The sequence below is a fragment of the Ureibacillus endophyticus genome (assembly GCF_024159215.1).
GTDB lineage: Bacteria > Bacillota > Bacilli > Bacillales_A > Planococcaceae > Ureibacillus > Ureibacillus endophyticus.
In genome coordinates, this window is sequence record NZ_JAMYWW010000001.1 from 93,456 (window position 1) to 119,267 (window position 25,812).

Genomic DNA, 25,812 nt, shown 5'->3' on the forward strand with positions numbered 1-25,812 from the left:
GTCAGCCCCTCCAGTTGTGGTCAGAGCTAACGAGCGTTCTCCACCTTTCTGAATGTCTAGCTACAGGCGCTAGCTCTTTCGGACACTTCACCTTCCTCCTACGCGTATAAATACGCTAGTCGGAAGGTTCCAGTGCCTTCAAGAGCTGAACGAGCGCCTTTCGCTTTTCTATGTTAAAATATTCTTTAGTTTGTTTTTAGAGGAGAGTTTTATTTTTGGATATACAAGAAATTATCGTTGTTGAAGGGAAAGACGATACGACAGCAATTAAGCGTGCAGTTAATGCCGATACAATAGAAACGAATGGTTCAGCTATTTCTGAGGAAACACTTCGTCGCATTGCACATGCACAGGAAAAACGAGGCGTTATCGTTTTTACTGATCCAGATTATCCAGGTAGACGAATTCGAGCAATCATTGAACAACATGTACCCGGGGTAAAACATGCTTTTTTAGCGAAGGAAAAAACAATCGCAAAAAACGGTAAAGGTTTAGGAATTGAACATGCTTCGGATAACGATATACGAGAGGCATTAAAAAATGTCTATACACCCAATACTAATGCAACATATGAATCCGAGATTACGATGGATGATTTAATTTTAGCGCGGCTTATTGGGCATCCACAGGCGAAAAATCGTCGTAAGCAATTAGGTGAAATATTGAATATTGGTATGACAAATGGTAAACAATTGCATAAGAGGCTTGCAATGTTCCAAATCACTGCCAAACAATTTGGCAAAGCTGTAGCGTTAATTAATCAGGAGGAGCACAATGAATAAAGATATCGCAACGCCTATTCGAACAAAAGAGATCTTAAATAAATATGGGTTTTCCTTTAAAAAGAGCCTAGGACAAAACTTTTTAATTGATCCGAACATTTTGCGTAATATTGTAGGTCATGCCAATCTAACAAAGGAAAGTGGTGCTATAGAAGTAGGGCCAGGAATCGGGGCACTAACAGAACATTTAGCACGTGCTGCCAAAAAGGTAGTATCCTTTGAAATTGACCAACGCCTATTACCAGTATTAGAAGATACATTAAGCCCTTATGATAATGTAAAGATTGTACACTCAGATATTTTAAAAGCAGATGTAAAACAAGTAATTGAGGAGGAAATGCCAGGTATTCAAGATATTATGGTTGTTGCAAACCTCCCTTATTATGTAACTACACCAATCCTAATGAAGTTATTAAATGACCAACTTCCGATTAGAGGTTTTGTTGTCATGATGCAAAAAGAAGTTGCGGATCGCATTACTGCAAAACCTGGTACAAAAGAATACGGTTCACTATCCATTGCCATTCAATATTACGTAACAGCAGAAGTAGCAATGACAGTACCAAAAACTGTTTTTATGCCACAACCAAATGTCGACTCAGCAGTTATTCGCTTAATTCGTCATGAACAGCCACCAGTTAAAGTGATAAATGAAGAGTTTCTTTTTGAAGTAACACGAGCTTCCTTTGCGCAGAGAAGAAAGACTATTTTAAACAATTTACAATCGGGTTTACCATCTGGTAAAGAGAAGAAGAATCTAATCATTGAAGCTCTTGAAAGTGTAGGAGTTGAGCCTACGCGACGTGGGGAAACGTTGTCTATAGAAGAGTTTGGGAAATTAGCAGATGCACTTTATCCGCATTTTTGCAACGGACAATAATTTGAAAAATGTCGAAATAACTCGAAATATAAGGTATTTTTTTATTAAAAATAAGTTGACGACTATATTTGTCTGGTGATAAAATATTATAATTTATTGACAAAAAACCCGGCATAAGCTATACTAGGTAATAGTGAGGTGTATGCGAAATGCCAAAAACGTTAGCTGACATCAAAATGTCTCTTGATGGTCATTTAGGTAAACGTTTGCTATTGAAAGCAAACGGAGGACGCAAGAAAACGGTTGAGTGTGCAGGAGTACTTAGTGAAACATATCACGCAGTATTCGTTGTAGAACTTGATCAAGAAGACAACTCTTGTAAACGTGTTTCATATAGCTACACAGATGTATTAACAGAAGCAGTAGAGATTACTTTTTTAGATGATTCACAAGTTGCAATTATCAAATAGTGTTATCTTATGTTGTTATATTTTTTTAAAGCACTCATTTTTATGAGTGTTTTTTTATTTTTTTCACATACTACGAATGTCAACCTACTTATTTTATAAGGAGGAAACTGCATGGCCAGAAGAAAAGGAATCATGTCGAGTCGTCTGAAAGAAGAGATTGCAAAAGAACTCGGATTTTATGATGTAGTCGAACGTGAAGGCTGGGGCGGAATTAAGTCACGTGATGCAGGAAACATGGTAAAGCGAGCAATTGAAATGGCCGAACAAGGTCTAGCACAGCAAAACCAAAACAATATAAATAAGTAGTTGTTGACTTTTTGCCAATAGCTCCATGTAATGTGGAGACTATTGGCTTTTATTTTATGGTAAAATATCTGAAATGTTTAAAATAGTGGCGTATACAATTATAATTTATAGAAAATATCAATACTTGTAAGGGTACACTGAAGAACATAAAGGTAGATTCGAGTTGAGGAGGACAACGCAATGCTTTACGTAAAAGCACCTGCTAAAATAAATTTAACTTTAGATGTTTTATATAAACGACCAGACAACTATCATGAGGTAGAAATGATCATGACAACTGTTGATTTGGCAGATCGCATTGGTCTTGAAAATCGTAATGATGGAAATATTCATATCATTTCATCTAATGGTTTTATTCCAAGCGATAGTCGAAACCTTGCTTACCAAGCAGCACAACTATTAAAAGATACATATGGGATAAAAGAAGGGGTTACGATTACCATTGATAAAGAGATCCCTATCGCGGCTGGTCTTGCAGGAGGAAGTAGTGATGCAGCTGCTACTTTAAAAGGATTAAATGAATTATGGAATTTAAATTTATCTATTGATACATTAGCAGAACTAGGAGCTAAGGTCGGTTCAGATGTATCTTTCTGCGTGTATGGAGGCACTGCATTAGCTACAGGTCGAGGTGAAAAAATTCAAAATATACCTTCCCCTCCACCGTGCTGGATTGTTTTAGCGAAGCCAAAAATAGGCGTATCTACAGCTCAGGTGTACGGAGGATTGTCTATAGATGAGGTTGAACACCCAAATACGAAGCAAATGTTAAATGCGCTAGAAACTGGCGACTATGATTTAATGTGTGAATCTGTTGGAAATGTTCTCGAGTCGGTTACCTTTAAATTACATCCTGAAGTAGTTATGATTAAAGAACAAATGAAAAGATTTGGTGCAGATGCTGTCCTTATGAGTGGTAGTGGACCAACTGTATTTGGAATTGTTGATCATGAATCAAGAATTAGTCGCATTTATAACGGTTTACGAGGATTTTGTGACGAAGTTTTTGCTGTTCGTTTAATAGGTGAAAGAAATTCGCTTGCTTAAATGCGTACATTTGTGTTACTTTTTCTATAAAATATTCGTGTTTACATATGAACCTTTAATAGGATTAAATTATGTATAGGAGTGGGTCACATGAAATGGAAGCGAAGTGAGCGTCTCGTAGATATGACTTATTATTTACTTGAGCATCCACATCAACTAATCCCGCTCACCTTTTTTTCGGAAACTTACCAATCTGCGAAATCTTCCATTAGTGAAGATTTAACAATTGTGAAAGAAACATTTGAAGAAAAAGGAATCGGGTTGTTGATGACAGTACCTGGTGCAGCAGGAGGAGTAAAATATATTCCAAAGATGTCTGATGAAGAAGTTAGTGAAGTAATCCAAATTTTAATTACAGAGCTTAGCCAATCAGACCGCTTATTGCCGGGTGGATATTTATTTATGACTGATTTACTTGGAAATCCAGAACTTATGAATAGAGTCGGTAAAGTCTTTGCAGGTATTTTTGCTGACCAACAAATTGATGTTATTATGACTGTTGCAACAAAAGGTATTTCTATTGCGCATGCAATTGCTAGACATTTAAATGTTCCAGTTGTCGTTGTACGTCGGGATAGTAAAGTAACTGAAGGTTCAACAGTAAGTATTAACTATGTTTCTGGATCTTCTCGTCGCATTCAGACAATGGTACTCTCAAAGCGTAGCATGAAAAGCGGGCAACGTGTTCTTATTACCGATGACTTTATGAAAGTTGGCGGTACTATGAACGGTATGAAAAACTTACTAGAAGAATTTGATTGTGAACTTGCAGGAATCGCAGTTCTTGTAGAAGCGGAACATGCCGATGAAACGCTCGTAGATGACTATTATTCACTTGTAAAACTTCATGCAGTTAACGAAAAAGACCGTACGATTGCTTTAAGTGAAGGGAATTATTATTTAAAGGGGAGAAATTAAATGAAAACAGTATCAACTACAAACGCACCAGCAGCAATTGGTCCATATGCACAAGGAATTGTTGTAAATGGCATGTTCTACAGTTCAGGACAAATTCCTTTAACAGCTTCAGGCGAACTTGTTGAAGGCGATATTGTTGCACAAACAAACCAAGTATTTGAAAACCTTAAGGCTGTGCTAGCTGCAGCAGGGAGCTCTTTAGATAAAGTTGTTAAAACGACTGTATTTTTAGGGGACATGAATGATTTTGCTGCGATGAACGAAGCATATGCGAGTCATTTTGGCGATCATAAACCTGCTCGTTCTGCAGTTGAGGTAGCTCGATTACCAAAAGACGTAAAAGTCGAAATTGAAGTAATCGCAGTAGTTGAATAAGTAGTTCCATTTCACGCTAAAGAGATTGCACCATGCAATCTCTTTTTTTATATAGAAATCTACGATGGGACACCTGAAAGAAAAGAGAGTTGTTGAAGATGCTAGTTTATAATCTCACAAATTCAAGTAGAATGTACCTCTGAAAAGCATCAGCTAAAGTGGAATAAATCGTATAAATATACTTGAGTTTTGCTTCCACTAATATATATTCCAAAATTTAGTAGAAAAAAATTAAAATTAAAACTTCCTAATTTTCAGAAATATTTTATAATAAAAGAAGGACTTTTAAAATTTTTGTAGAATTATAATTTTTAAAAGGCATCCTAGATGAGAGGAGTTGAGATGAATGGAAGTTACTGACGTTAGATTGCGACGTGTTCAAACTGATGGACGTATGCGTGCTATTGCTTCCATCACACTAGATGATGAATTCGTCGTACATGATATTCGAGTGATTGATGGAAATAATGGATTATTCGTTGCTATGCCAAGTAAAAGAACGCCAGATGGAGAGTTCCGAGATATAGCACACCCAATTAACTCTGAAACAAGAAATAAACTTCAAGAAGTAGTTCTTGCTGCATATCATGCATCTAGTGAAGAAGATACTTTACAACTTGAAGAAGCGAATGCTTAATATGAAAATTAGTAGAGCCACTCAGTAATGAGTTGGCTCTTTTTATATTCACATAATATTAAATTTTTTTAATAGGATGAATAGACAGGCCAAATTATTCCAAAGGGGGATGTCATTGATTTGTCAAGCTTGAATACCTTGAAAAAACAGATGAATTACTATATAGTCTAAAGAGAATATGAGCAAAATGGAGGACTTAGAATGACTAACATTTTTGCAGTCATTTTGGCTGCAGGTCAAGGAACTCGCATGAAGTCCAAATTATATAAAGTGCTCCATCCAGTTTGCGGAAAGCCAATGGTTGAACATGTTGTGGATAATATCCAAACATTAGATGTTAATCGCATTGTTACAATCGTTGGACACGGAGCTGAAAAAGTTAAAGAACAACTTGGCGAAAAGTCGGAGTATGTTCTTCAAGCTGAACAACTGGGAACGGCACATGCAGTAAAACAAGCAGAGACGATTTTAGGTGAATTAGAAGGAACAACACTTGTTGTTTGTGGTGATACACCTTTAATTCGAACTGAAACATTTAAAGCATTATTTGAACATCATCAAGCACAAAATGCAAAAGCTACTATTTTAACAGCAGTTGCTGATAATCCGACTGGTTATGGCCGCATAATAAGAGGTAATAATGGTCAGGTTGAACAAATTGTAGAACAAAAAGATGCTTCACCAGAACAGCAATTGGTGACAGAAATTAATACAGGTACTTATTGCTTTGACAATAAAGCCTTATTCGATGCATTAAAACTTGTAAAAAATGAAAATGCTCAAGGCGAATACTACTTACCTGATGTGATCGAAATCATGCAAAAACAAGGCGAAATTGTTTCGGCTTATCAATGTGAAGATTTTGAAGAAACATTAGGTGTAAATGATCGTGTAGCATTGTCACAAGCAGAAAGTATCATGCGTAATCGCATTAACGAGAAGCATATGCGTAACGGGGTAACAATTGTAAACCCTTTAACTACGCACATAAGTGTTAATGCTATTATTGGCAGAGATACAGTTATTCAACCTGGTACAATCATTGAAGGAAATTCAATTATTGGTGAAGATTGTGTTATCGGTCCAAATAGTCATATCGTAAATTGCCAAATTGGTGATCGTTCAACAGTACAAAATTCTGTTGCCACTAATAGTATAGTTGGTGAAGATACATCGGTTGGTCCATTTGCACATTTACGTCCAGATGCACAACTTGGTAATAACGTAAAAATTGGGAACTTTGTAGAAGTGAAGAAGAGTACTTTAGGTAATCATTCAAAAGTTTCTCACTTAAGTTATATCGGTGATGCTGAAGTAGGAAGTAATGTAAATATTGGTTGTGGTTCAATTACAGTGAATTATGATGGTAAAAATAAATTCAAAACAGTAATTGAAGATAATGTTTTTGTAGGATGTAACTCAAACTTAGTTGCACCAGTAAAAATTGGTGCAGGGTCATTTATTGCTGCTGGATCAACAATTACAAAAGAAGTTCCAGAAGATGCACTTGCAATTGCACGTGCAAGACAAGAAAATAAACTAGACTACGCTAAGAAACTAAAATAAAATAAATTTGTAAAAACTTTTAGGAGGCCATCATGCCGTATCATTACGCTGATTCAAAATTAAAAATCTTTTCATTAAACTCTAATTACCCACTAGCTCAAGAAATCGCAGAAATTATGGGAGTAGAGCTTGGAAAATCATCTGTTAAACATTTTAGTGACGGTGAAATTCAAATTAGCATTGAAGAAAGTATTCGTGGTTGTGACGTATTTATCGTTCAATCAACTTCTGCTCCGGTAAATGAACACTTAATGGAATTATTAATTATGGTTGATGCTGTAAAACGTGCATCTGCTCGTACAGTTAACGTTGTAATCCCTTATTACGGATATGCACGTCAAGACCGTAAAGCTAAGGCACGTGAACCAATTACGGCAAAACTTGTTGCAAACCTTTTAGAAACGGCTGGTGCTACACGTGTAATCGTTTTAGATTTACACGCTCCACAAATTCAAGGCTTCTTTGATATTTTAATTGATCATTTAATGGCTGTTCCTTTATTATCTGAGTACTTCAACAATAAACTAGTTGGAGAAGATATTGTTGTAGTTTCACCAGACCACGGTGGAGTAACTCGTGCACGTAAAATGGCAGAACGTTTAAAAGCACCGATAGCAATTATTGACAAACGTCGTCCAAAGCCAAATGTTGCTGAGGTTATGAATATCGTTGGTAACGTTGAAGGAAAAGTATGTATTTTAATTGACGATATTATTGATACAGCTGGTACTATTACAATTGGTGCTAACGCATTAATGGAAGCAGGCGCTAAAGATGTATATGCTTGCTGTTCACATCCAGTATTATCTGGTCCAGCAATTGAGCGTATTGAAAACTCTGCTATTAAAGAATTAGTTGTAACGAATACAATTCAGTTATCAGAAGAGAAGTTATCTCCGAAAATTAAACAACTTTCTGTAGCGAACTTAATGGCTGATGCAATTTCTCGCGTATATGAAAACAAATCAGTAAGTACATTATTTGATTAATATTATAAATAAGAGGCAAAGTTGGTGTAACATCAACTTTGCCTTTTTTATTTTAAACTCCAAGAAATAATAACGAAGACATTTGACAATTTTTCTCACAACTTTCGTTTAGTATCAAGTCAATAAACCCATACTAATCAATGTCATCATTTTTTGGAGGGAGTAAAATAATGGATATTGTATTACAAGCTGAAAGAAGACAACCGGGACCACGTTCAACATTAACGAAACTACGAAAACAAGGTAAATTACCAGCCGTTATATATGGCTATAATGTTGATGCGATTCCTGTTATTTTAGATTACAAGGAGACAGCAAAAGCGGTTCAAAGATATGGACGTTCTAGCATATTTAAAATTGATATTGAAGGTAAACAAGTAAATGCGGTAATTAATGAAGTACAAAGATGTGCACTAAAAGGTACTGTAAAGCATGCTGACTTTTTATCGATTAACATGGCTGAAGATATAGAAGTTGCAGTTCCTGTTTCCATAGTAGGTGAAGCAATTGGTGTGCGTGAAGGTGGAGTACTGACAGAACCTGTACGAGAAGTTACAATTAAAGTAAAACCAACAGCAATACCTGAATCAATCGAAATTGATGTATCGAACTTAGGTATTGGAGACTCATTATCAATCGCAGATGTCCGTGATAGTATCTCATATACTGTTCTAAATGCAGATGAAGATATTTTAGCAACGGTTACACCTCCAGTAGTGGTCAATGATGATACTGCAGGTCAAGGTGATGATGGAAATCAAGACATCAAAGCAACAGAGGCACCTGAATCACAAGCTTAAATATGGGGTATTTATCGAAAAGGGGCATTATTTGAATGCCCCTTTAAATAATTTTTAAGTACATATCAAGTAATTTTCATTTCATCGATAATTAAAGCTACCACTTCTTATATGTTAAGTTTTCCTTTTTTCTCTCTCCATATGTTAAAATAAGCACTAATTAGATAAATTTTAAAGGATGAGAAGAAATGAAATTGATCATTGGATTAGGTAATCCAGGGAAACAATACGAATATACTCGCCATAATATTGGTTTTGAATGTATAGATGCTTTATCAAAGAAGTGGGATGCACCATTAAACCAAATGAAATTTAATGGAATGTATGCAACTGTACATCGACCAGAAGGCAAAGTGATATTGCTTAAACCACTCACATATATGAATTTATCTGGTGAATGTGTACGTCCATTGATGGATTATTTTGATATAGATATTGAAGATATCATTGTTATTTATGATGACTTAGATTTAGAAACAGGTAAGCTTCGATTACGTCAAAAGGGAAGCGCGGGCGGACATAATGGCATTAAGTCGTTAATTCAACATTTAGGAACACAAGAATTTAACCGTATCCGTGTTGGAATTAGTCGACCACCAGCAGGAATGAAAGTGCCGGATTATGTATTAGCGAAGTTTACAAAAGATGAAAGTCCTATCATTGAACAAGCAATTGATAAAACCGTTGCAGCTATAGAATCATCATTATCTAAAAAGTTTATAGAAGTCATGAATGAGTTTAATGCAAACTAGAAGCACTCGTAGTTATGTGCATAAATTAGGAAAAACAGGTCAATACTTTGAGTAGGTAAAGCTTTTTTACACACTTAAAGGAGGAAGTTATAATGCCTGTTCGTTATCGTTGCCGCCATTGTGAAACAGAGATTGGTACATTACCGTTTGATGCAGATGAAACAATTCGAAAATTGCATTTATTCGAAGTTGGGGAAGTCGACGATTATATTGAAAAAGATGAGCACGGTCAGACAACAGTGCATTGTATCTGTGAGCAGTGTGAAGATTCATTAAGACAATTTCCTGATTATTATGCACTAAAAAACTGGCTTCAGTAACGTAAACCCAAATCTAAAGGATTCTAGCCAATGTAGACATGGTAAGGAAGATGCTTTGGTTCTCTAAAAGGAATCAAAGCTTCTTCTAATTTTTATTATTAAGATAATCATTGGTTTTTAAGATTGATTAATAAATTCTCATGATCTTTCATATGTAACTTTATAAGTTCTTTACATAGTTCCGTTTTACTGGAAGGGGGTTTTATGAATGGAAGTTTTACACCAATTATTCTCGCAAGATAAACATATAAATACTTTCATACAACAAATCGGTGAAAAAGCCTATGATTCTCAGCTAATTACAGGGTTAACGGGAAGTGCGAGGCCTGTTTTAATTAGCACTATATTCAAACAGTTTAAAAAATCTCTATATGTATTATCTCCCAATCTTTTACAGGCTCAAAAATTAGTAGATGATTTATCAGCATTAGTAGGAGAAGAGGTCGTACATTACTATCCCGCTGAGGAGTTTATTGCGGCTGACATGACGATAGCATCTCCGGAGTTGAGAGCTAGTCGAATCGCTACATTGAACAATTTAACAAAAAAAGAACTTGGGATTTTTGTTATTCCAATCGCAGGTATGCGTAAAGTGATGACGCCTGTTGAACAGTGGAATCAATATTATTTAGAAGCTAAAGTGGATGCGGATATCGAAATTGAAGAATGGTTAGTTCAATTAGTGACAATGGGTTATACAAGAAGTCAAATGGTCACAACACCAGGTGAGTTTGCATTGCGTGGAGGGATACTAGACATTTATCCACCGTATGCAGAGTCACCTATTCGTATTGAATTATTTGATACAGTTGTCGACTCTATACGTACATTTTCTGCTGATGATCAACGTTCAATAGAAAAATTAAATCATGTTCAAATCTTACCTGCGACCGAATTATTATTAACAGAAAAGCAACGTGTGGAGTTAGCAGAACGTCTAGAAACAGCGTTAAGTAGAACGTTGAAAAAAGTTAAAAAGCAGGAAGTTCAAGAAGCGCTTTATCAAAATATCCAGTACGATATTGAAATGTTAAAGCAAGGAAACATTCCAAACCATGTAACGAAATATGGATCACTCTTATATGACGAATTAACATTTTTAGGGGATTACTTCGCAAAAGACGGAATTGTCCTTTTTGATGAATTAGGCCGTATTCAAGAAGTAATGGATGCTTGGGAAAAGGAAGAAGAAGAATGGTTTATTTCTTTAATAGAGGAAGGAAAGATGGTTCATGATGTAAAAGCCTCCTTTTCTTTTAAAGAAGTATTATCCATGATTGATCAACAAAAACTGTACTTTGCACTATTTGCTAGAACATTCTCAGGTATTACCTTTAACAAGACAACGAATTTTTCATGTAAGCCAATGCAGCAGTTCCATGGACAAATCTCTTTATTACAAAATGAAATTGAACGTTGGAACCAAGAGAAGTTTACAGTGCTCTTTGTTGCAGATGGAAAAGAACGTATAAAGAAAATGCAAAGTACGTTAGAAGAATATGACATTCATAGTTTACTAGGTTCTCCCCAAGAAGCAGGGGTTTATTTAGTAGATGGTGTATTATCTAGTGGTTTTGAATTACCTCTTCAACGAATAGCTGTTGTCACAGATGACGAGCTATTTAAACAACAACCGAAAAGAAAACCACGACGAAATGAAAAAATGTCTAATGCTGAACGCATTAAAAGTTATACAGAGATAAAACCTGGAGACTATGTCGTTCATATTCACCACGGGATAGGGAAATATATTGGCATTGAGACATTAGAAGTTAATGGTACACATAAAGATTATCTTCATATTCGCTATCGTGCAGATGATAAGCTGTACGTTTCCGTTGATCAAATTGATTTAATTCAAAAATATGTGGCGTCTGAAGGAAAAGAGCCAAAGCTTCATAAACTTGGTGGAGCAGAATGGAAAAAGGCAAAAGCGAAAGTTTCATCTGCTGTTAATGACATTGCGGATGATTTAATTAAGCTTTATGCAAAACGTGAAGCGGAAAAAGGATATGCCTTTTCACCGGATACAGACGAACAACGTAATTTTGAAAATTCCTTCCCTTATGAAGAGACAGAAGATCAGCTCCGTTCCATTATGGAAGTAAAACGAGATATGGAACGTGAACGACCAATGGACCGCCTTGTTTGTGGTGATGTTGGTTATGGAAAAACAGAAGTAGCAATCCGGGCTGCGTTTAAAGCCATTATGGATGGGAAACAGGTAGCCTTTCTTGTTCCAACAACCATTCTCGCTCAACAACATTATGAGTCGATACAAGAACGATTTGAGGATTATGCAATAAATGTAGGTTTACTTAGTCGTTTCAGATCGAAAAAACAACAAACTGAAACAATAAAAGGCTTAAAAGAAGGTACAGTTGATATTGTAATAGGAACACATCGTATTTTATCAAAGGATGTTGTATTCAAAGATTTAGGTTTGTTAATTGTCGATGAGGAACAGCGATTTGGCGTAACTCATAAAGAAAAGATTAAACAGTTAAAAACAAATGTAGATGTGTTAACGCTTACGGCTACTCCAATTCCGCGAACGTTACACATGTCTATGGTAGGTGTACGTGACTTATCAGTTATTGAAACACCACCACAAAACCGTTTCCCAGTACAAACCTATGTTATGGAACACAATGGTGCACTTATTCGTGAAGCTATTGAACGAGAAATGGCTAGAGGTGGGCAAACATTTTATCTGTACAATCGTGTCGAGGATATGACACGAAAAGTAGAAGAAATTCAAATGCTTGTTCCTGAAGCACGTGTTGGCTATGCCCACGGTAAAATGACGGAAACACAGTTAGAATCTATCATTTTAAGCTTTTTAGACGGTGAATATGATGTATTAGTCACTACAACAATTATCGAAACAGGTGTTGACATGCCTAACGTCAATACGTTAATTGTTCATGATGCAGATCGTATGGGCTTATCTCAATTGTATCAATTGCGCGGACGAGTTGGACGTTCTAATCGTATTGCTTATGCTTATTTCATGTATCAACGAGATAAAGTACTAACAGATGTTGCAGAACAAAGACTACAAGCTATTAAAGAATTTACGGAATTAGGTTCAGGTTTTAAAATTGCGATGCGAGATTTATCTATTCGTGGTGCCGGAAACTTACTTGGTGCACAACAACATGGATTTATTGATTCTGTTGGATTTGACTTATATTCACAAATGTTAGAAGAAGCGATAGCGGAACGTCAAACAGGTGTGAAAAAAGAAGAAAAACCTGAAGTTGAAATTATATTACACACAGATGCTTATATTCCAGATAAATATATCCCAGATGGTTATCAAAAAATTCAAATGTACAAGCGGATAAAATCGATGGATCGTATAGAAGATTATTCAGAAATTATTGATGAACTTCATGACCGTTTCGGAGATTTACCAGATGAAACAGAAAAATTATTACGTATTGCTCGAATAAAAGTTTGGGCTACGGAAGCAGGCGTTTCATCAATAAAAGAGAAACAAAAAGTAATCTCCATCAACTTAACAGAAGAAGGTACAGCTAATGTGGATGGCAGTACAATTGTGGCTGAATCAATGAAATTTGACCGTGCTGTTGGTTTTACAATGGACGGAAATAAATTAACGCTCACAATTGATATGAAAAAATGCGGGAAAAATGATCCATTTGATGTACTAGAAGAAATGATGAAAATTGTGGCAAGTGCAAAAAAGGAAAAAATAGCGTAAAAAAAATAAGGGTCGCCAAAGGAAATACTTTACGATAGAAAATATTTGCTTATTTTCAACTATAATTTAATCCTCTTCATACACTTTTTGCATACATTGACTAAATATTATCCATACTATCAATGTGAATCAAAAATTGATGACGAAAGAGAGGCAACTAGATGAAAGCAACAGGAATTGTCCGTCGTATTGATGATTTAGGTCGTGTAGTTATTCCTAAAGAAATTCGTAGAACAATGCGAATTCGTGAAGGTGACCCTTTAGAAATTTATACTGATAGAGAAGGGGAAGTTATCTTAAAAAAATATTCCCCAATCAATGACCTTAGTGAATTCGCAAAAGAGTATGTCGAGTCACTATATGAAACAGTAGGAACTCCTGCATTAATTAGTGACAGAGATGAAATGATTGCAGTTGCAGGTTTATCGAAAAAAGAGTATACAAACCGACGTCTTTCTGTATTTGCAGAAGACTTTATGAAACAACGTTCGGTTGTTACGGAGAAAACTGAAACGACAATTGAATTAGTTCCTGGCCAGTTTGAGCAGGTAAAATCATATTGTGTAGCCCCAATTATTTCAAATGGTGATGCAATTGGAGCCGTTTATTTAATTTCAAAAGTTCACTTTATTACAGAAGTTGAATCAAAAGCAGCTGAAACTGCAGCGAACTTCTTAGCGAAACAAATGGAAAACTAATAAATAAAAGCGTCTCTAACAAGGAGGCGTTTTTTTATGGCGAAAAAACCGCGCAAACCAATCATACAAGATTAGCTCACACGGCAAAGAAAATAGTTTCATGCAGAAGGTTTTGTTTGTAGTAGTTTGATTCCCATTGTAATAAAAACGATTCCAGTTAATTTATTAAGAATCGTTGAGACTTTAGCATTACCTCTTAACTTTGTAGTTGTCATGGAAGTGAAATAAGCGGTAATTAAACACCATATTCCCCCTGTTAAAGTAAAGGTAAGTCCTAAAAGCATAAAAGGAATAGGTGAGAAAATTTCAGAACTTGTTTGAATAAATTGCGGTAGGAAAGCTAAAAAGAATAGGGCAACTTTAGGATTTGTTACGTTTGTAATCATCCCTTGTAAAAATATCTTCTTATTGCTTTGTTTAGGTAATGATTGCTGTTCCGTTGTGTTATTTTTTGAAAGTAGCATCTTAATTCCTAAGTAAGCTAAATAGATTGCACCTATAATTTTAATTAAATTAAATAGTAAAGCAGATTGCATTAGAATTACCGAAAGTCCAAATGCGGCAAGAAATGTATGAATGACTACTCCTGCTGTAATACCAAGGGCAGAATAAATACCTGCTGTTCTTCCTTGGGAAATACTTCGACTTACAATGTACATTGTATCGGTCCCAGGAGTTAAATTTAGTAATATGGCTGCAACTAAAAATACTTCAAAGTTTATAATCCCCAACATCCTCATACCCCTCCTTTTACTTATTTTAGTCTTCTTATAAGATAAAACTCAATACGATAAACGGTTTTTATATTAGGTTGTAAAGATTGTATGACTTAAGCAGCTTATTTAATTCTTTGGTATACTATTCGTAGTTTTAGGAAGAAAGAGGAACTTAAATGGGAAATAACTTTGGAATGAAGGGGTATATGAAAGGTGCATTGTTATTAACCATTGCCGCATTAATTGTGAAAGCGTTAAGCGCGGTATACCGTGTACCTTTTCAAAATTTAGTTGGCGATCAAGGCTTTTATATTTACCAACAAGTGTATCCCTTCATTTCTTTTTTTGTTGTCTGGACATCAGGGGGATTTGCAGTAGCTATTTCCAAAATGTTAGCTGATGCAGAATCTAGTAGCCACGTAATGGAAAGGAAAAGTACTATTACGCGAACGGTATATATGTATTTAACGTTCTTATCGTTAGTTTTCTTCTGCATATTGTTTTTTGGCGCGGATTCCTTAGCAACCATGATGGGAGATAAACAGTTAACACCACTCCTTAAAACAGGCGCCTTTGTAACATTATTTATGCCAATTCTCGCTCTTATGAAAGGATACTTTCAAGCAAAAGGTGATATGGCCCCTGTAGCATATGCTCAAGTGTTTGAACAATTTACTCGTGTTTGTGTCATTTTAGCGGGTGCCTATATTATCATGGCAACATCAACATCACTTTATGCTGCAGGAAATGTTGCAGTATTTGGAACTGTAATCGGGGAAATTGCAGGGATGTTATTATTAATATATTTCTTTAAAAATCGACTTAAATTCCCAAAGTCAAAAATAAAGTTAGCGAAGTGGCCGATTATAAAAGAAGTAACCATACTAAGTTTAAGTGTTAGTATGAGCAGCTTACTTTTACTTTGCTTTCAATTAATTGATTCTTTTAGCGTATTTTCAATATTATTGGAAAATGGAATGGAAAGATTGCAAGCAATGGAGACAAAAGGAATATATGATAGAGGCCAGCCCCTTGTACAAATGGGAATAACAATCGCTTCGTCATTATCTTTAGCAATTGTTCCACTAGTTGCGTATCAATCTAAAAAAGTAAATGGAAGGGGCCCAATTCCTTTTATTCAATTAACTTATCGAGTTTCATTATTATTAGGTGTTGCCGCTTCCCTTGGATTAATGATTGTAATGCCGTATGTCAATGAAATGCTTTTCGAGACAAATGCTTTAACAGATGTGTTAATCGTTTTTGTTTTGAAAATTATTCCTTTTTCAATTATTTTAACATTCACAGCGATTCTCCAAGGAATGAATCGATTAAAGGTACCGGGAATCATTTTAATAGGAGCGCTACTATTGAAATATATAGGGAATCAAGTGCTCATTACAAAGATAGGTGTACTAGGAGCAGCTATTGCAAGTAATATTGGATTATTCTTAAGTGCTGGTTTGCTAATCTTTTATTTGAAAAAAATTACGCAAGCAAAACTAGCGAGAAAGGACTTTTACATAAAATTATTTCTTGCAAGCGCAATGATGACTCTAACGGTGTTTGTTATGGATAAACTATTACAAATCTCTACAGTTTTTTTATCAGGTAGAATACAAGCGCTTGTAATTGGTGGATGTTTAATATTTTTAGGGGCAATTGTCTTTTTAACAGTTGTTGCAAAAACAAAAATGTTAGCAGAAAAAGAGTGGTTTATGTTGCCGTTTGGGCGAAAAATGGCAGCTTATCAAATATGGTTAAATAAGAAAAAGTAGGTGACATTTATGCATCAATTAACGGTTATTGGTCTTGGAGCTGGAGATTTAAATCAGCTACAAATGGGTGTATATAAAAAATTAAAAAACGCACGTAAATTATACGTTCGAACAATTGATCATCCTGTTATTAAAGAATTACAACAGGAGGGAATCGTTTTTGAAAGTTTTGATGAAATTTATGAAAAACATGAGTCATTCCAACCTGTCTATGAAGAAATTTGCGATAAATTAGTCGAAGCTTCTCGACATGAACCAATTATGTATGCTGTACCAGGACATCCTCTAGTTGCAGAACAAACGGTACAATTGCTAATTACAGCTATGAATGAAGGGAAAGTGGATTTAAAAATAGAAGGTGGCCAAAGTTTTTTAGATCCGATTTTTGGAGCGTTAAAAATTGACCCAATTGATGGATTTCAATTACTAGATGGAACTAGTTTTTCGATTCATGATGTAAATATGCGCGGGCATGTTTTAATCGCTCAAGTATATGATGCTTTTAGTGCTTCTGAAGTGAAATTAACTTTAATGGAAAAGTATCGCGATGATTATCCTGTAACGATTGTAACAGCGGCTGGGTCATCTTTAGAGAAATTAACAACTGTACCTTTACATGAACTTGATCAAGCAGTTGAAATTAATAACTTAACAACAATTTATGTGCCACCAGTACAAGGTGACTTGGATGCACTAAGAGATTGGGTAACATTTAGAAAAATTATCGCCACTTTACGTGGTCCGAATGGTTGCCCTTGGGATCAAAAACAAACGCATGAAAGTTTGAAAAAATATTTACTTGAAGAAGCTCATGAATTTATAGCGGCAATTGATGTGGAAGATGACTATGGAATGGTAGAAGAACTTGGTGATGTTTTATTACAAGTATTTTTACATGCTCAAATTGGTGAAGATGAAGGGTACTTCAATCTAGAAGAAGTATTGGCATCAATTAGTGAAAAAATGATTCGCCGCCATCCTCATGTATTTGGTGACGTTAGTGTTGATAATGCAGAAGAAGTTGTTGCAAATTGGGAGGACATTAAACGTGCAGAAAAAGGAGAACAAACAGAATCGCTTTTAAAAGGTGAATATCGTGCAAGTTCTTCTTTACAAACTTCTTATAACTATCAGAAAAAGGCTGCATCAGTTGGTTTTGATTGGCCGGATCCAGAAGGTGCATGGGATAAATTTGCTGAAGAGTGGCAGGAATTTAGAGAAGAAATCACGAAGGGGACTAGCAAGGCTCGTTTAGATGAGTTTGGAGATGTGTTATTTACTCTTGTGAATATTGCACGTTTCTATAAAATTTCACCAGAAGAAGCGATGATCCACGCTAATGAGAAGTTTGCTCGTAGATTTAACTATGTGGAGCAAAAAGTGAAGGAAAGTGGAAAACCATTTTCAGAATTTACATTAGAACAACTGGATTCTTTTTGGAATGAAGCAAAAGCTATAGAGAAAAAGGGGAAATGATAAATGCGTTTAGATAAGTTTTTAAAAGTATCACGCCTTATTAAAAGACGTACATTAGCAAAAGAAGTAGCTGATCAAGGGCGTATTACAATAAATGGGAAAGTTGCAAAAGCTAGTAGTGCGGTTAAAGTAGGAGATGAACTAGCAATCCGTTTCGGCCAAAAGATCGTAACAGCACGAATAGAAGATTTAAAAGAAAATGTTCGTAAAGAAGAGGCAAATAAAATGTTTACCATCCTTAAAGAAGAGAAGTTAGAAAAAATTGAACCACAATTTATAGATGATGAGGAATAGAGTAATTGGACTTTTAAGAAAGTATAAATTTTCATAGTTTTAACAAAGTCTATAGAATCAACTGTGAGAAGAAAAAATATTAAAATTCTAGGGCATGACAGCAAAATTGTTGTCATGCTTCTTTCATTTCCCGCATAAAGTGAACAGAACAAACACAATAACAATGAAGGAGGAACGATATGACACTACATCAAGAAAGTAATCGTTACACAATTACATCTGGGGACCATCTTGTGACAGTGCGCAATCGAAAAAGAATGGACATGACTTCTGTTAAGGAGATTGAGCGATTTGACCAAGAAGAATTCTACGTTCGAACAGCACAAGGTCATTTGCTAATCCGCGGAGAGGAGTTACGTATTGTTCATTTAGACGTCGATAAAGGTTTACTAACGTTGGAAGGAAATGTTAAGGCACTTCAATACGATGACGAAGATAATGGATTATCAAAAGGCTTCCTCCATAAATTATTTGGATGACCATTAATGAACAAGTTGTAAGTATTTTAATTATGATCATAAGTGGCTTATTCGTAGGTGCGATAGTAGATAGTACACGCTATCTACTTAGCACCTTAAGCCCTGGGTCATTTATAAGAAAAATAGGATATGGAGTAGAGCTGGTCGTTTGGGTACTCTTAGGGGCCCTAACGTTTTATATTTTATTCATTGTAAAGGGTGGAGAATGGCGTTTAGTTGATCCATTATCGCAAATTCTTGGTATTTTTTTATATGAATCTGTCTTTCAACGATACTTCCGATTTATTGGACGAGTGTTCGTCTTATTAACAATTAGGCCTATTTTAGCAATCATTAAGTTTATATATTCCGTAATTATAGGTACGATTAGGCTGCTTCTTCGTATTATTGCGATTTTATTCACACCTTTTTACAAATTATATATTATAATTAAAAAGAAGTATTTAATAAAAATATATACCAAATTTAGAAGGATTATCTTTAAAAAACGTTGAAATGTTACTATAATAAGGTTTGTTATAAATGTAGATGGAGGTGACGGATGTGGCTAAGCGTCAGAATCAGATTGGGACACAACAAAATAATGTTCGAACGCTTGAAAATGACTATGTCCGATCATCTGAACATAAAGCGAATTATTCAAAACAGAAGAAAATTAGGTTCCGTAGAAGGATGTTTGTATTTAGTATCGTAGCTTCTGTAATTTTAATTTTTTTAATTAAAACAAACATTAATCAAAATGAGAAATTAGCTCAAAAGGAACAGCAAAAAGAAGAAGTTTTAGCCCAATTAGAAGAAGTAAAAGAGAAGCAAGAACTTTTAAATTTACAAATTGCTAAGCTTGAAGACGATGAATATATCGCTAAGCTAGCTCGTAAAGAGTTTTTCTTATCAGAAGATGGGGAAATAATTTTTACAATTCCTGATGACGATAAGTCAAAAGAGAATAAATAAAATTTCGTATTATTATTTTGGGAAAAGTGTTTTTAGACCGATAGAAAAAGAGTTGTCTTGTTGACACTCTTTTTTTGTTGGCTATAATAAAAGAATAACGTGCATTTTTTAACGTTACACAAAATTTTTTAATACTGGCATTAATAGCCGCTTAAATTTTAAGGAGGAGCATTTTTTTTATGTCAATTGAAGTAGGCAGCAAAGTACAAGGTAAAGTAACAGGAATCACAAATTTTGGAGCATTCGTTGAGCTGCCAGATGGCAAAACGGGTCTAGTTCACATTAGTGAAGTCGCTGATAACTATGTGAAAGATATCAACGAACATCTTAAAGTTGGCGATGTCGTTGAAGTTAAAGTGATGAATGTTGAAGCGGATGGTAAAATCGGTTTATCTATCCGAAAAGCAAAGCCTCAGCCAGAAAAACCTGAACGTCCACATCGTCCACGTCGCGATAACAATCGTTCTAATGACAGAAATGATCGACAAACGAAAGAAAATTTCGAACAAAAAATGGCACGATTCTTAAAAGATAGTGACGAACGTCTTGCAACTTTAAAACGTGCGACTGAATCAAAACGCGGTGGCCGTGGAGCTAGAAGAGGGTAGTTTGCTGTCTGTTTTAATCGTAGAAAAAGTGTACAAATAGATCGAAGACTGATTGTGTTTTAAACAACACAATCAGTCTTTTTTTGTCCATAAAGGGTTAGGACGAAAAGGTACTTTTTCCTTTAAAGTTCCCCATGATTTTTCAATTATTTACTTTTTTCTCGTAACATTGCTTTACCTAAGCCTACCATACAGATACAACAAATAACTAAGCCTAGTATTAACATGATGATTTGAATGATAGGGGAGATATCTAGTATGATACCCAATACGATAAGAATCGAGCCTATCGAACATAACAATGCTAGAATACGTATATTTTCTAACACAAAAAATCCTCCAATATGAAATGTCATTTAGTCAGTATTTCAAAAGGTTTGATAATAAGTAAAGGTATATAGAGCAAGATGAACGCAATAAATCATAAATTCCATTGTAAACGAATTTCCCATGGTATACACACAACATTAAAGCCTCAAATCAATTTGCTGGGGAGTACGATGATATTCTAAACCCTCAATAAATTCCGACATAAATTCTCTCTATGTAATCTTACCAAAAAATACGTCGAAAAGTTTTTTTATACTATTTCACTACTAGACAAATTTTACAATCAACCTTTTGTATAATTACTCAAAATGCATATAGCAAAGGGGATGATATAAATGGCAAATATCGAAATGTTGGAGGAAAAGACACATATACGAGGGTTCACGGCGCGCTTTTCTATTAAAAAGGTTAGCTTTTTTATACATTTCTTCTTTTTTCTCCTAGCGTTGTTTCTATCAAGAGCAGTAATGTTTGAGGCGGCGGTTCCGTTTTTACTTCCTCTTTGGGCGGTTGTTAAACAACGTTATGAAAATAAGAAATGGTCCGTTTTATTAGGGGGGATAATTGGGGCACTAACCTTAAGTTTAGGACAGGTATGTATTCTAGGATTACAAATTATTTTGTATGAGCTGATAACCAGGTTCCGTTATTTAAAAATGCCGACTGCAATAGCTGTTGCTACAGCAATACTCTTTGGACAATTTATTTGGCAAGGAATTGCTCATTTAGGACTGCCGCCATTTATAGTTCAACTGTATATCTACTATGAGGTTATTCTAGCATTTTTCATGACAATATTTGTACGACTCTTTTTTGTTCAACCACATCGCTTTTGGACAACTGGATGGAGCTATGAACGAGTAGGTGCAGGTCTTGTTATATTGGCAATGGTGTTAACTGGAGTACAATCGGTTGTAATATCTTATTTTGGTCTATTTCCTTTTATGCTACATTTAGCAATTTGTATTGCAGCTGTTGCGGGCGGTGTTCCCATTGCTGCGATGGTTGCAACAATTGTAGGTGCATTAGTTGGAGTAGCGAAACTATCGTTTACTGGAATGATTTCCGTTTATGCAATGACAGGGGTAGTTGCTGGACTTTTTAGTAAGTTAGGAAGATTCGGCGTTGTGATTGCTAGTTTTGTACCAAGTATTTTCTTTTTCTTTTATGATGCATCGCTACCAATTGATACAGTTTACTTTGTTTCAATACTTGTAGCAGGTCTTGTATTTTTTATTTTACCTCAAAAAATGTTTACGTTTTTACACGATATGATACATCCTAAGCGCGATGAAGTATTGCTTCAAAGACAACAGTGGCTTACTGAACATACGACAGAAAAAATTGAAACCTTTCAAAATTTCACTTTGTTTATGAAGGAGTTGGTATTTGATCGTTTCACTTCAACGGAAAGTGTTAGTGAATTACGGAAAATAGAACCTAGCGCTACTTGCATGAGTTGTTTTCGCTTTGACCACTGTTGGGGAGAAAGAAATAACAATATGGATGAACTGATTCATCATTGGTTTGTTGCGAAGTCAAATTCTAGGGACGGTGAACAAAACATAATAGAAGATCGGATTAAATTAAAATGTATAAAACCAACAAGGTTGTTAGAGGAACTAGATTATCAACTATACCATGATAGAATGAACGGTCAATTTTATCATGGTAAGAAAATGATTGCTCTTCAGTTAAGAGATTTAAGTAACCACCTAAATAGATTAATGGAAGATATGAAGGAGGAGACATTATCGTTTAAAACGATAGAAGAGGAATTAGAATATGAATTTAAACGTGCTCATGTTCAATGTTTTCAAATTGATGTGATTAATAACACAATGGGTGAGCGTGTTATTATCTGTTCATTAGCCAATAAAAATGATTCATATGATGATCAATATTTACTTTGTGAGCGCATCATATTGCCAATTTTGTATGATGTATTTTCTGAGCCATTTCAAGTGGAGAAAATCTCTACTCAAAAATCGCCGTTTTCCCATGTTCAAGTTCGTTTTCGTTCAGCAGTTCGCTATGAAATAGAGTATGATATATACAGTAGAGCAAAAAATTCAGCTTGGGTGTCAGGGGATAGTCATGCTGTATTTCATATTCATCCTGGTTTAGTGGCTGTTATGTTATCTGATGGAATGGGACAAAATAGAGAAGCTCAGAGAGAAAGCAGAAGATTAGTACGCTTAATGAGAGAATGTCTATCATATAATATGAATCCTGAAACTGCCATGCATACTCTTCACTATGTAATGTCTCTAAACCGAGAAGTAGATATGTATGCAACGATTGATTTTGCTTTAGTTGATTTACAACATGGTGCTTTATGGTCTTGGAAGGCAGGTAGTATGTCGACATATATTTTACGTGGTGAACGTCTACTAAAAGTGGATGGAGCGGCTGCGCCTGTTGGATTTATGCCAGTGTTCTCTGTTGAAACGGAGAAAGTAAATCTATTAGCTGAAGATTACGTAGTGATGGTATCAGATGGAGTATTTTCAGGGAAATTTGATTGGGAAGAACAGGAACAATATTTTATTAGCTTGTTAAAATCCAGAATAGAAGAAGATATGCCAATTGAAGTCATTCTTTATGATGTTATGGAACAGTTTAGTAATATGTATGACGTTGATGACGATTGTACGGTCATTTTGTTAAATGTATCTCATGTTGTACCAAAATGGGCGGTATTTAGTCCACCAAACGCAAAGATCTCTTAAAGTAAGTTAATAAAAGCGAGGTGAGAAGATGGTTTCTTTTGAAACGAAAGTAAAAAACTATATAATCGAACAACAACTTATTGCTAGTGGAGACCGTCTTCTCATTGCTTGTTCTGGTGGCATTGATTCAATGGGATTATTGCATTTTTTCATTAAGTTTCAACATATTTTTAAAATACAATTATTTGTAGCGCATGTTGACCATATGCTTAGAGGACAAACTTCCGCAGAAGATCGTGTTTTTGTAGAAGAGTTTTGTAATGAACAAGGAATACCTACATTTAGTACCTCAATTCCAATTCCCCAATATCTTCATGAAGAAGGTGGAAACTCACAAGCAATTTGTCGAAGAGAAAGGTACGCCTTTTTCGAAAAAATAATGAAAGAACATCGTATAAATAAATTAGTAACAGCTCATCATGCAGATGATCAATTGGAATCCTTGCTTATGGCGCTAACAAAATCTGGATCCGTTAACGGAATGAAAGGGATGTATGCGCAACGTAAATTTTCCTCAGGTATATTAATTCGTCCATTTTTAGCAGTGACAAAGGATGAGATTCAAAAATATTTAAAAGAGCAGGAAGGTAACTTTAGAGAAGACGCAAGCAATGAGAAAGATGACTATACCAGAAACCGTTATAGACATCATGTAGTCCCACTTTTAAAAAAGGAAAATCCGAATGTTTCGAGCAATGCGGTATTCCTTGCAGAAAATTTACAACAAGATGATGACTTATTAAATCGTCTTGCATTAGAGAGGTTTCCCCAAGTAGTAAAATTACAAAAAGAAAATACGTTTGTACTGAAAATTCCTTTATTTCAAAATGAACCAGTTGCTTTACAAAGAAGAATGATTTTAATACTATTAAACTATCTTTACAGCAATTACAATAATGCCCAAAGTAATACAATAATTATATCTATTCTGAATTTAATTAAAAAAACGAATGGTAGTGCTTTAATTTATTTACCTGAAGGCTTTATTGCAATGCGTAAATATGATGAAGTTGTTTTTGAACAGAGTAACAAAAGCGCGGAAAATACGGTGCTTGAGCAAGAGGTTACATTCAATGAATGGACGCATACTTTAAGGTTTCGATTGTACATAGGAGAAGCCTCTATTGAACAGTTAGGAATGAAAAACATTTCTAAGTTATATTATTTTAATTCCAAGGACTTTTCTCCCCCATTTCGAATCAGACCAAGAAGAGATGGAGATCGAATTTCATTAAAAGGAATGGATTCCCCAAAACGCATATCCAGAATACTTATCGATGAAAAAATTCCTTTGCATGAAAGAGATACTTGGCCTATTTTAGTCGATGCAAACGATGACATTATGGCTATAATAGGAGTGCGAGTTAATAAGTCATTTTCTAAAACCATGCGTCCAACCGATGACTCAATCTTATATTTCCAACCTGAAAATTCTTAAAGCACGATTTTATATCATTTACTTGTAATTAAAACGATTAAACTTTGAATTAGATGAACAAATTTTATTAAGAATAACTAAAAATTGATTATAATGACTAAGAAGCGTCATTTGTTGTAACAACTCAAGGAGGAACCTATTATGATTCAAAATGATATTGAAAAAATTATGATTACAGAAGAACAAATCCAAGAAAGAGTAGCTGAACTTGGAGCACAATTAACTGAAGAGTATAAAGATCAATTTCCACTTGCAATTGGAGTATTAAAAGGCGCTATGCCATTTATGACAGATCTAATGAAGCGTTTTGAATCATACATTGAAGTCGACTTTATGGATGTATCGAGTTATGGAAATGCGACAGTTTCATCAGGTGAGGTAAAAATTTTAAAAGACTTAAATACTAGTGTTGAAGGTCGCGATGTCATTATAATCGAAGATATTATTGATAGCGGATTAACTTTAAGTTATTTAGTAGATTTATTCAAATACCGCAAAGCAAAAACAATTAAAATTGTTACACTTTTAGATAAACCATCTGGACGAAAAGTAGATTTAAAAGCAGATGTTGTTGGTTTTGAAGTGCCAGATGGATTTGTAGTTGGTTATGGATTAGACTACGCAGAAAAATATCGTAACTTACCATACATCGGTATTTTGAAGAAGGAAGTATATTCATTTTAGAATTCTGTAAACATTTCGACAAATATTGTTTACAACACATTTTACCGGTGCTTTTTGTTTTATGATTAATTCATGATATGTTAAGATTTTACTTATAGTGTTTCTGTTATGTT

Annotated in this window: 27 protein-coding genes; 25 read left to right on the forward strand and 2 right to left on the reverse strand. The window is 34.9% G+C overall.

Annotation, left to right across the window (positions count from 1 at the left end; genetic code table 11):
* The first annotated feature begins 215 nt into the window (after positions 1-215).
* From rnmV to spoVT, 15 genes are all read left to right on the forward strand, one after another.
* Positions 216-782 carry a ribonuclease M5 gene (gene rnmV, locus NKR20_RS00440; RefSeq protein ID WP_121215690.1) on the forward strand — a complete coding sequence of 189 codons (567 nt, stop codon included), beginning with the start codon at positions 216-218 and terminating at the stop codon, positions 780-782.
* Positions 775-1,662, forward strand: coding sequence for a 16S rRNA (adenine(1518)-N(6)/adenine(1519)-N(6))-dimethyltransferase RsmA (rsmA, locus tag NKR20_RS00445; RefSeq protein WP_121215691.1), 888 nt, complete (start codon positions 775-777; stop codon positions 1,660-1,662). The genes rnmV and rsmA overlap by 8 nt, the downstream gene beginning before the upstream one ends.
* Positions 1,663-1,811: 149 nt before the next feature.
* Positions 1,812-2,072: a biofilm formation stimulator Veg gene (veg, locus tag NKR20_RS00450; RefSeq protein WP_097075271.1), complete on the forward strand. Its 261-nt coding sequence runs from the start codon at positions 1,812-1,814 to the stop codon at positions 2,070-2,072.
* A 111-nt stretch (positions 2,073-2,183) separates the two neighbouring features.
* A complete protein-coding gene (locus NKR20_RS00455; RefSeq protein ID WP_097075272.1) occupies positions 2,184-2,378 on the forward strand; it encodes a small, acid-soluble spore protein, alpha/beta type in 195 nt (64 codons plus the stop codon).
* 180 nt (positions 2,379-2,558) lie between these two features.
* Positions 2,559-3,425 carry a 4-(cytidine 5'-diphospho)-2-C-methyl-D-erythritol kinase gene (ispE, locus tag NKR20_RS00460; protein ID WP_253422741.1) on the forward strand — a complete coding sequence of 289 codons (867 nt, stop codon included), beginning with the start codon at positions 2,559-2,561 and terminating at the stop codon, positions 3,423-3,425.
* A 90-nt stretch (positions 3,426-3,515) separates the two neighbouring features.
* Positions 3,516-4,343 (forward strand): pur operon repressor, encoded by an 828-nt coding sequence (gene purR / locus NKR20_RS00465; protein ID WP_121215693.1) that lies wholly within the window; start codon positions 3,516-3,518, stop codon positions 4,341-4,343.
* On the forward strand, positions 4,344-4,718 hold the full coding sequence (locus NKR20_RS00470) for a RidA family protein (protein ID WP_253422743.1): 375 nt from the start codon (positions 4,344-4,346) through the stop codon (positions 4,716-4,718). It begins immediately after the preceding gene.
* A gap of 346 nt (positions 4,719-5,064) precedes the next feature.
* Complete coding sequence (gene spoVG, locus NKR20_RS00475; protein ID WP_121216018.1) at positions 5,065-5,355, forward strand: septation regulator SpoVG; 291 nt, start codon at positions 5,065-5,067, stop codon at positions 5,353-5,355.
* Between the two features lie 201 nt (positions 5,356-5,556).
* Positions 5,557-6,921: a bifunctional UDP-N-acetylglucosamine diphosphorylase/glucosamine-1-phosphate N-acetyltransferase GlmU gene (gene glmU, locus NKR20_RS00480; protein ID WP_121216019.1), complete on the forward strand. Its 1,365-nt coding sequence runs from the start codon at positions 5,557-5,559 to the stop codon at positions 6,919-6,921.
* Between the two features lie 32 nt (positions 6,922-6,953).
* A complete protein-coding gene (locus NKR20_RS00485; RefSeq protein WP_121216020.1) occupies positions 6,954-7,910 on the forward strand; it encodes a ribose-phosphate diphosphokinase in 957 nt (318 codons plus the stop codon).
* A gap of 170 nt (positions 7,911-8,080) precedes the next feature.
* The gene (locus NKR20_RS00490; RefSeq protein WP_121215344.1) at positions 8,081-8,710 is read left to right on the forward strand and encodes a 50S ribosomal protein L25/general stress protein Ctc; all 630 of its coding nucleotides are present in this window, start codon (positions 8,081-8,083) and stop codon (positions 8,708-8,710) included.
* A 188-nt stretch (positions 8,711-8,898) separates the two neighbouring features.
* On the forward strand, positions 8,899-9,462 hold the full coding sequence (gene pth, locus NKR20_RS00495; RefSeq protein WP_253422745.1) for an aminoacyl-tRNA hydrolase: 564 nt from the start codon (positions 8,899-8,901) through the stop codon (positions 9,460-9,462).
* Between the two features lie 92 nt (positions 9,463-9,554).
* On the forward strand, positions 9,555-9,782 hold the full coding sequence (locus tag NKR20_RS00500) for an anti-sigma-F factor Fin (protein ID WP_121215342.1): 228 nt from the start codon (positions 9,555-9,557) through the stop codon (positions 9,780-9,782).
* A 208-nt stretch (positions 9,783-9,990) separates the two neighbouring features.
* Entirely contained in the window at positions 9,991-13,512 is a 3,522-nt protein-coding gene (gene mfd, locus NKR20_RS00505; protein WP_253422747.1) for a transcription-repair coupling factor, read from the forward strand.
* Positions 13,513-13,673: 161 nt separating this feature from the next.
* Positions 13,674-14,210, forward strand: a complete 537-nt coding sequence (gene spoVT / locus NKR20_RS00510; protein ID WP_121215340.1) for a stage V sporulation protein T — start codon at positions 13,674-13,676, stop codon at positions 14,208-14,210.
* 98 nt (positions 14,211-14,308) lie between these two features.
* On the opposite strand, the gene NKR20_RS00515 is transcribed toward spoVT, so the two are convergent.
* Positions 14,309-14,944, reverse strand: a complete 636-nt coding sequence (locus NKR20_RS00515) for a LysE family translocator (RefSeq protein WP_253422749.1) — start codon at positions 14,942-14,944, stop codon at positions 14,309-14,311.
* Positions 14,945-15,102: 158 nt separating this feature from the next.
* On the opposite strand from NKR20_RS00515, the gene NKR20_RS00520 reads away from it, so the two are divergent.
* From NKR20_RS00520 to NKR20_RS00545, 7 genes are all read left to right on the forward strand, one after another.
* Complete coding sequence (locus tag NKR20_RS00520; protein ID WP_253422752.1) at positions 15,103-16,704, forward strand: putative polysaccharide biosynthesis protein; 1,602 nt, start codon at positions 15,103-15,105, stop codon at positions 16,702-16,704.
* 9 nt (positions 16,705-16,713) lie between these two features.
* Positions 16,714-18,180, forward strand: coding sequence for a bifunctional methyltransferase/pyrophosphohydrolase YabN (gene yabN / locus NKR20_RS00525; RefSeq protein ID WP_253422755.1), 1,467 nt, complete (start codon positions 16,714-16,716; stop codon positions 18,178-18,180).
* A 3-nt stretch (positions 18,181-18,183) separates the two neighbouring features.
* Positions 18,184-18,474: an RNA-binding S4 domain-containing protein gene (locus NKR20_RS00530; protein WP_121215336.1), complete on the forward strand. Its 291-nt coding sequence runs from the start codon at positions 18,184-18,186 to the stop codon at positions 18,472-18,474.
* A 179-nt stretch (positions 18,475-18,653) separates the two neighbouring features.
* Positions 18,654-18,953 (forward strand): sporulation protein YabP, encoded by a 300-nt coding sequence (yabP, locus tag NKR20_RS00535; protein ID WP_097075289.1) that lies wholly within the window; start codon positions 18,654-18,656, stop codon positions 18,951-18,953.
* Positions 18,950-19,447 (forward strand): spore cortex biosynthesis protein YabQ, encoded by a 498-nt coding sequence (gene yabQ / locus NKR20_RS19505; RefSeq protein ID WP_121215335.1) that lies wholly within the window; start codon positions 18,950-18,952, stop codon positions 19,445-19,447. Before yabP ends, yabQ begins: the two co-directional genes overlap by 4 nt.
* A 49-nt stretch (positions 19,448-19,496) precedes the next feature.
* Positions 19,497-19,907, forward strand: coding sequence for an FtsB family cell division protein (locus NKR20_RS00540; protein WP_253422758.1), 411 nt, complete (start codon positions 19,497-19,499; stop codon positions 19,905-19,907).
* Positions 19,908-20,086: 179 nt separating this feature from the next.
* Positions 20,087-20,515 carry a S1 domain-containing RNA-binding protein gene (locus NKR20_RS00545; protein ID WP_121215333.1) on the forward strand — a complete coding sequence of 143 codons (429 nt, stop codon included), beginning with the start codon at positions 20,087-20,089 and terminating at the stop codon, positions 20,513-20,515.
* Positions 20,516-20,661: 146 nt separating this feature from the next.
* Here NKR20_RS00545 and NKR20_RS00550 read toward each other — a convergent pair whose 3' ends face one another.
* Entirely contained in the window at positions 20,662-20,844 is a 183-nt protein-coding gene (locus NKR20_RS00550; RefSeq protein ID WP_121215332.1) for a hypothetical protein, read from the reverse strand.
* Positions 20,845-21,180: 336 nt separating this feature from the next.
* On the opposite strand from NKR20_RS00550, the gene NKR20_RS00555 reads away from it, so the two are divergent.
* The 3 genes from NKR20_RS00555 to hpt all read left to right on the forward strand — a co-directional run bounded on the left by NKR20_RS00555 (position 21,181) and on the right by hpt (position 25,699).
* On the forward strand, positions 21,181-23,577 hold the full coding sequence (locus NKR20_RS00555) for a SpoIIE family protein phosphatase (RefSeq protein ID WP_253422762.1): 2,397 nt from the start codon (positions 21,181-21,183) through the stop codon (positions 23,575-23,577).
* A 28-nt stretch (positions 23,578-23,605) separates the two neighbouring features.
* Positions 23,606-25,015, forward strand: a complete 1,410-nt coding sequence (gene tilS / locus NKR20_RS00560) for a tRNA lysidine(34) synthetase TilS (protein WP_253422765.1) — start codon at positions 23,606-23,608, stop codon at positions 25,013-25,015.
* Positions 25,016-25,156: 141 nt separating this feature from the next.
* Positions 25,157-25,699: a hypoxanthine phosphoribosyltransferase gene (gene hpt / locus NKR20_RS00565; protein WP_121215329.1), complete on the forward strand. Its 543-nt coding sequence runs from the start codon at positions 25,157-25,159 to the stop codon at positions 25,697-25,699.
* Positions 25,700-25,812: the final 113 nt, after the last annotated feature.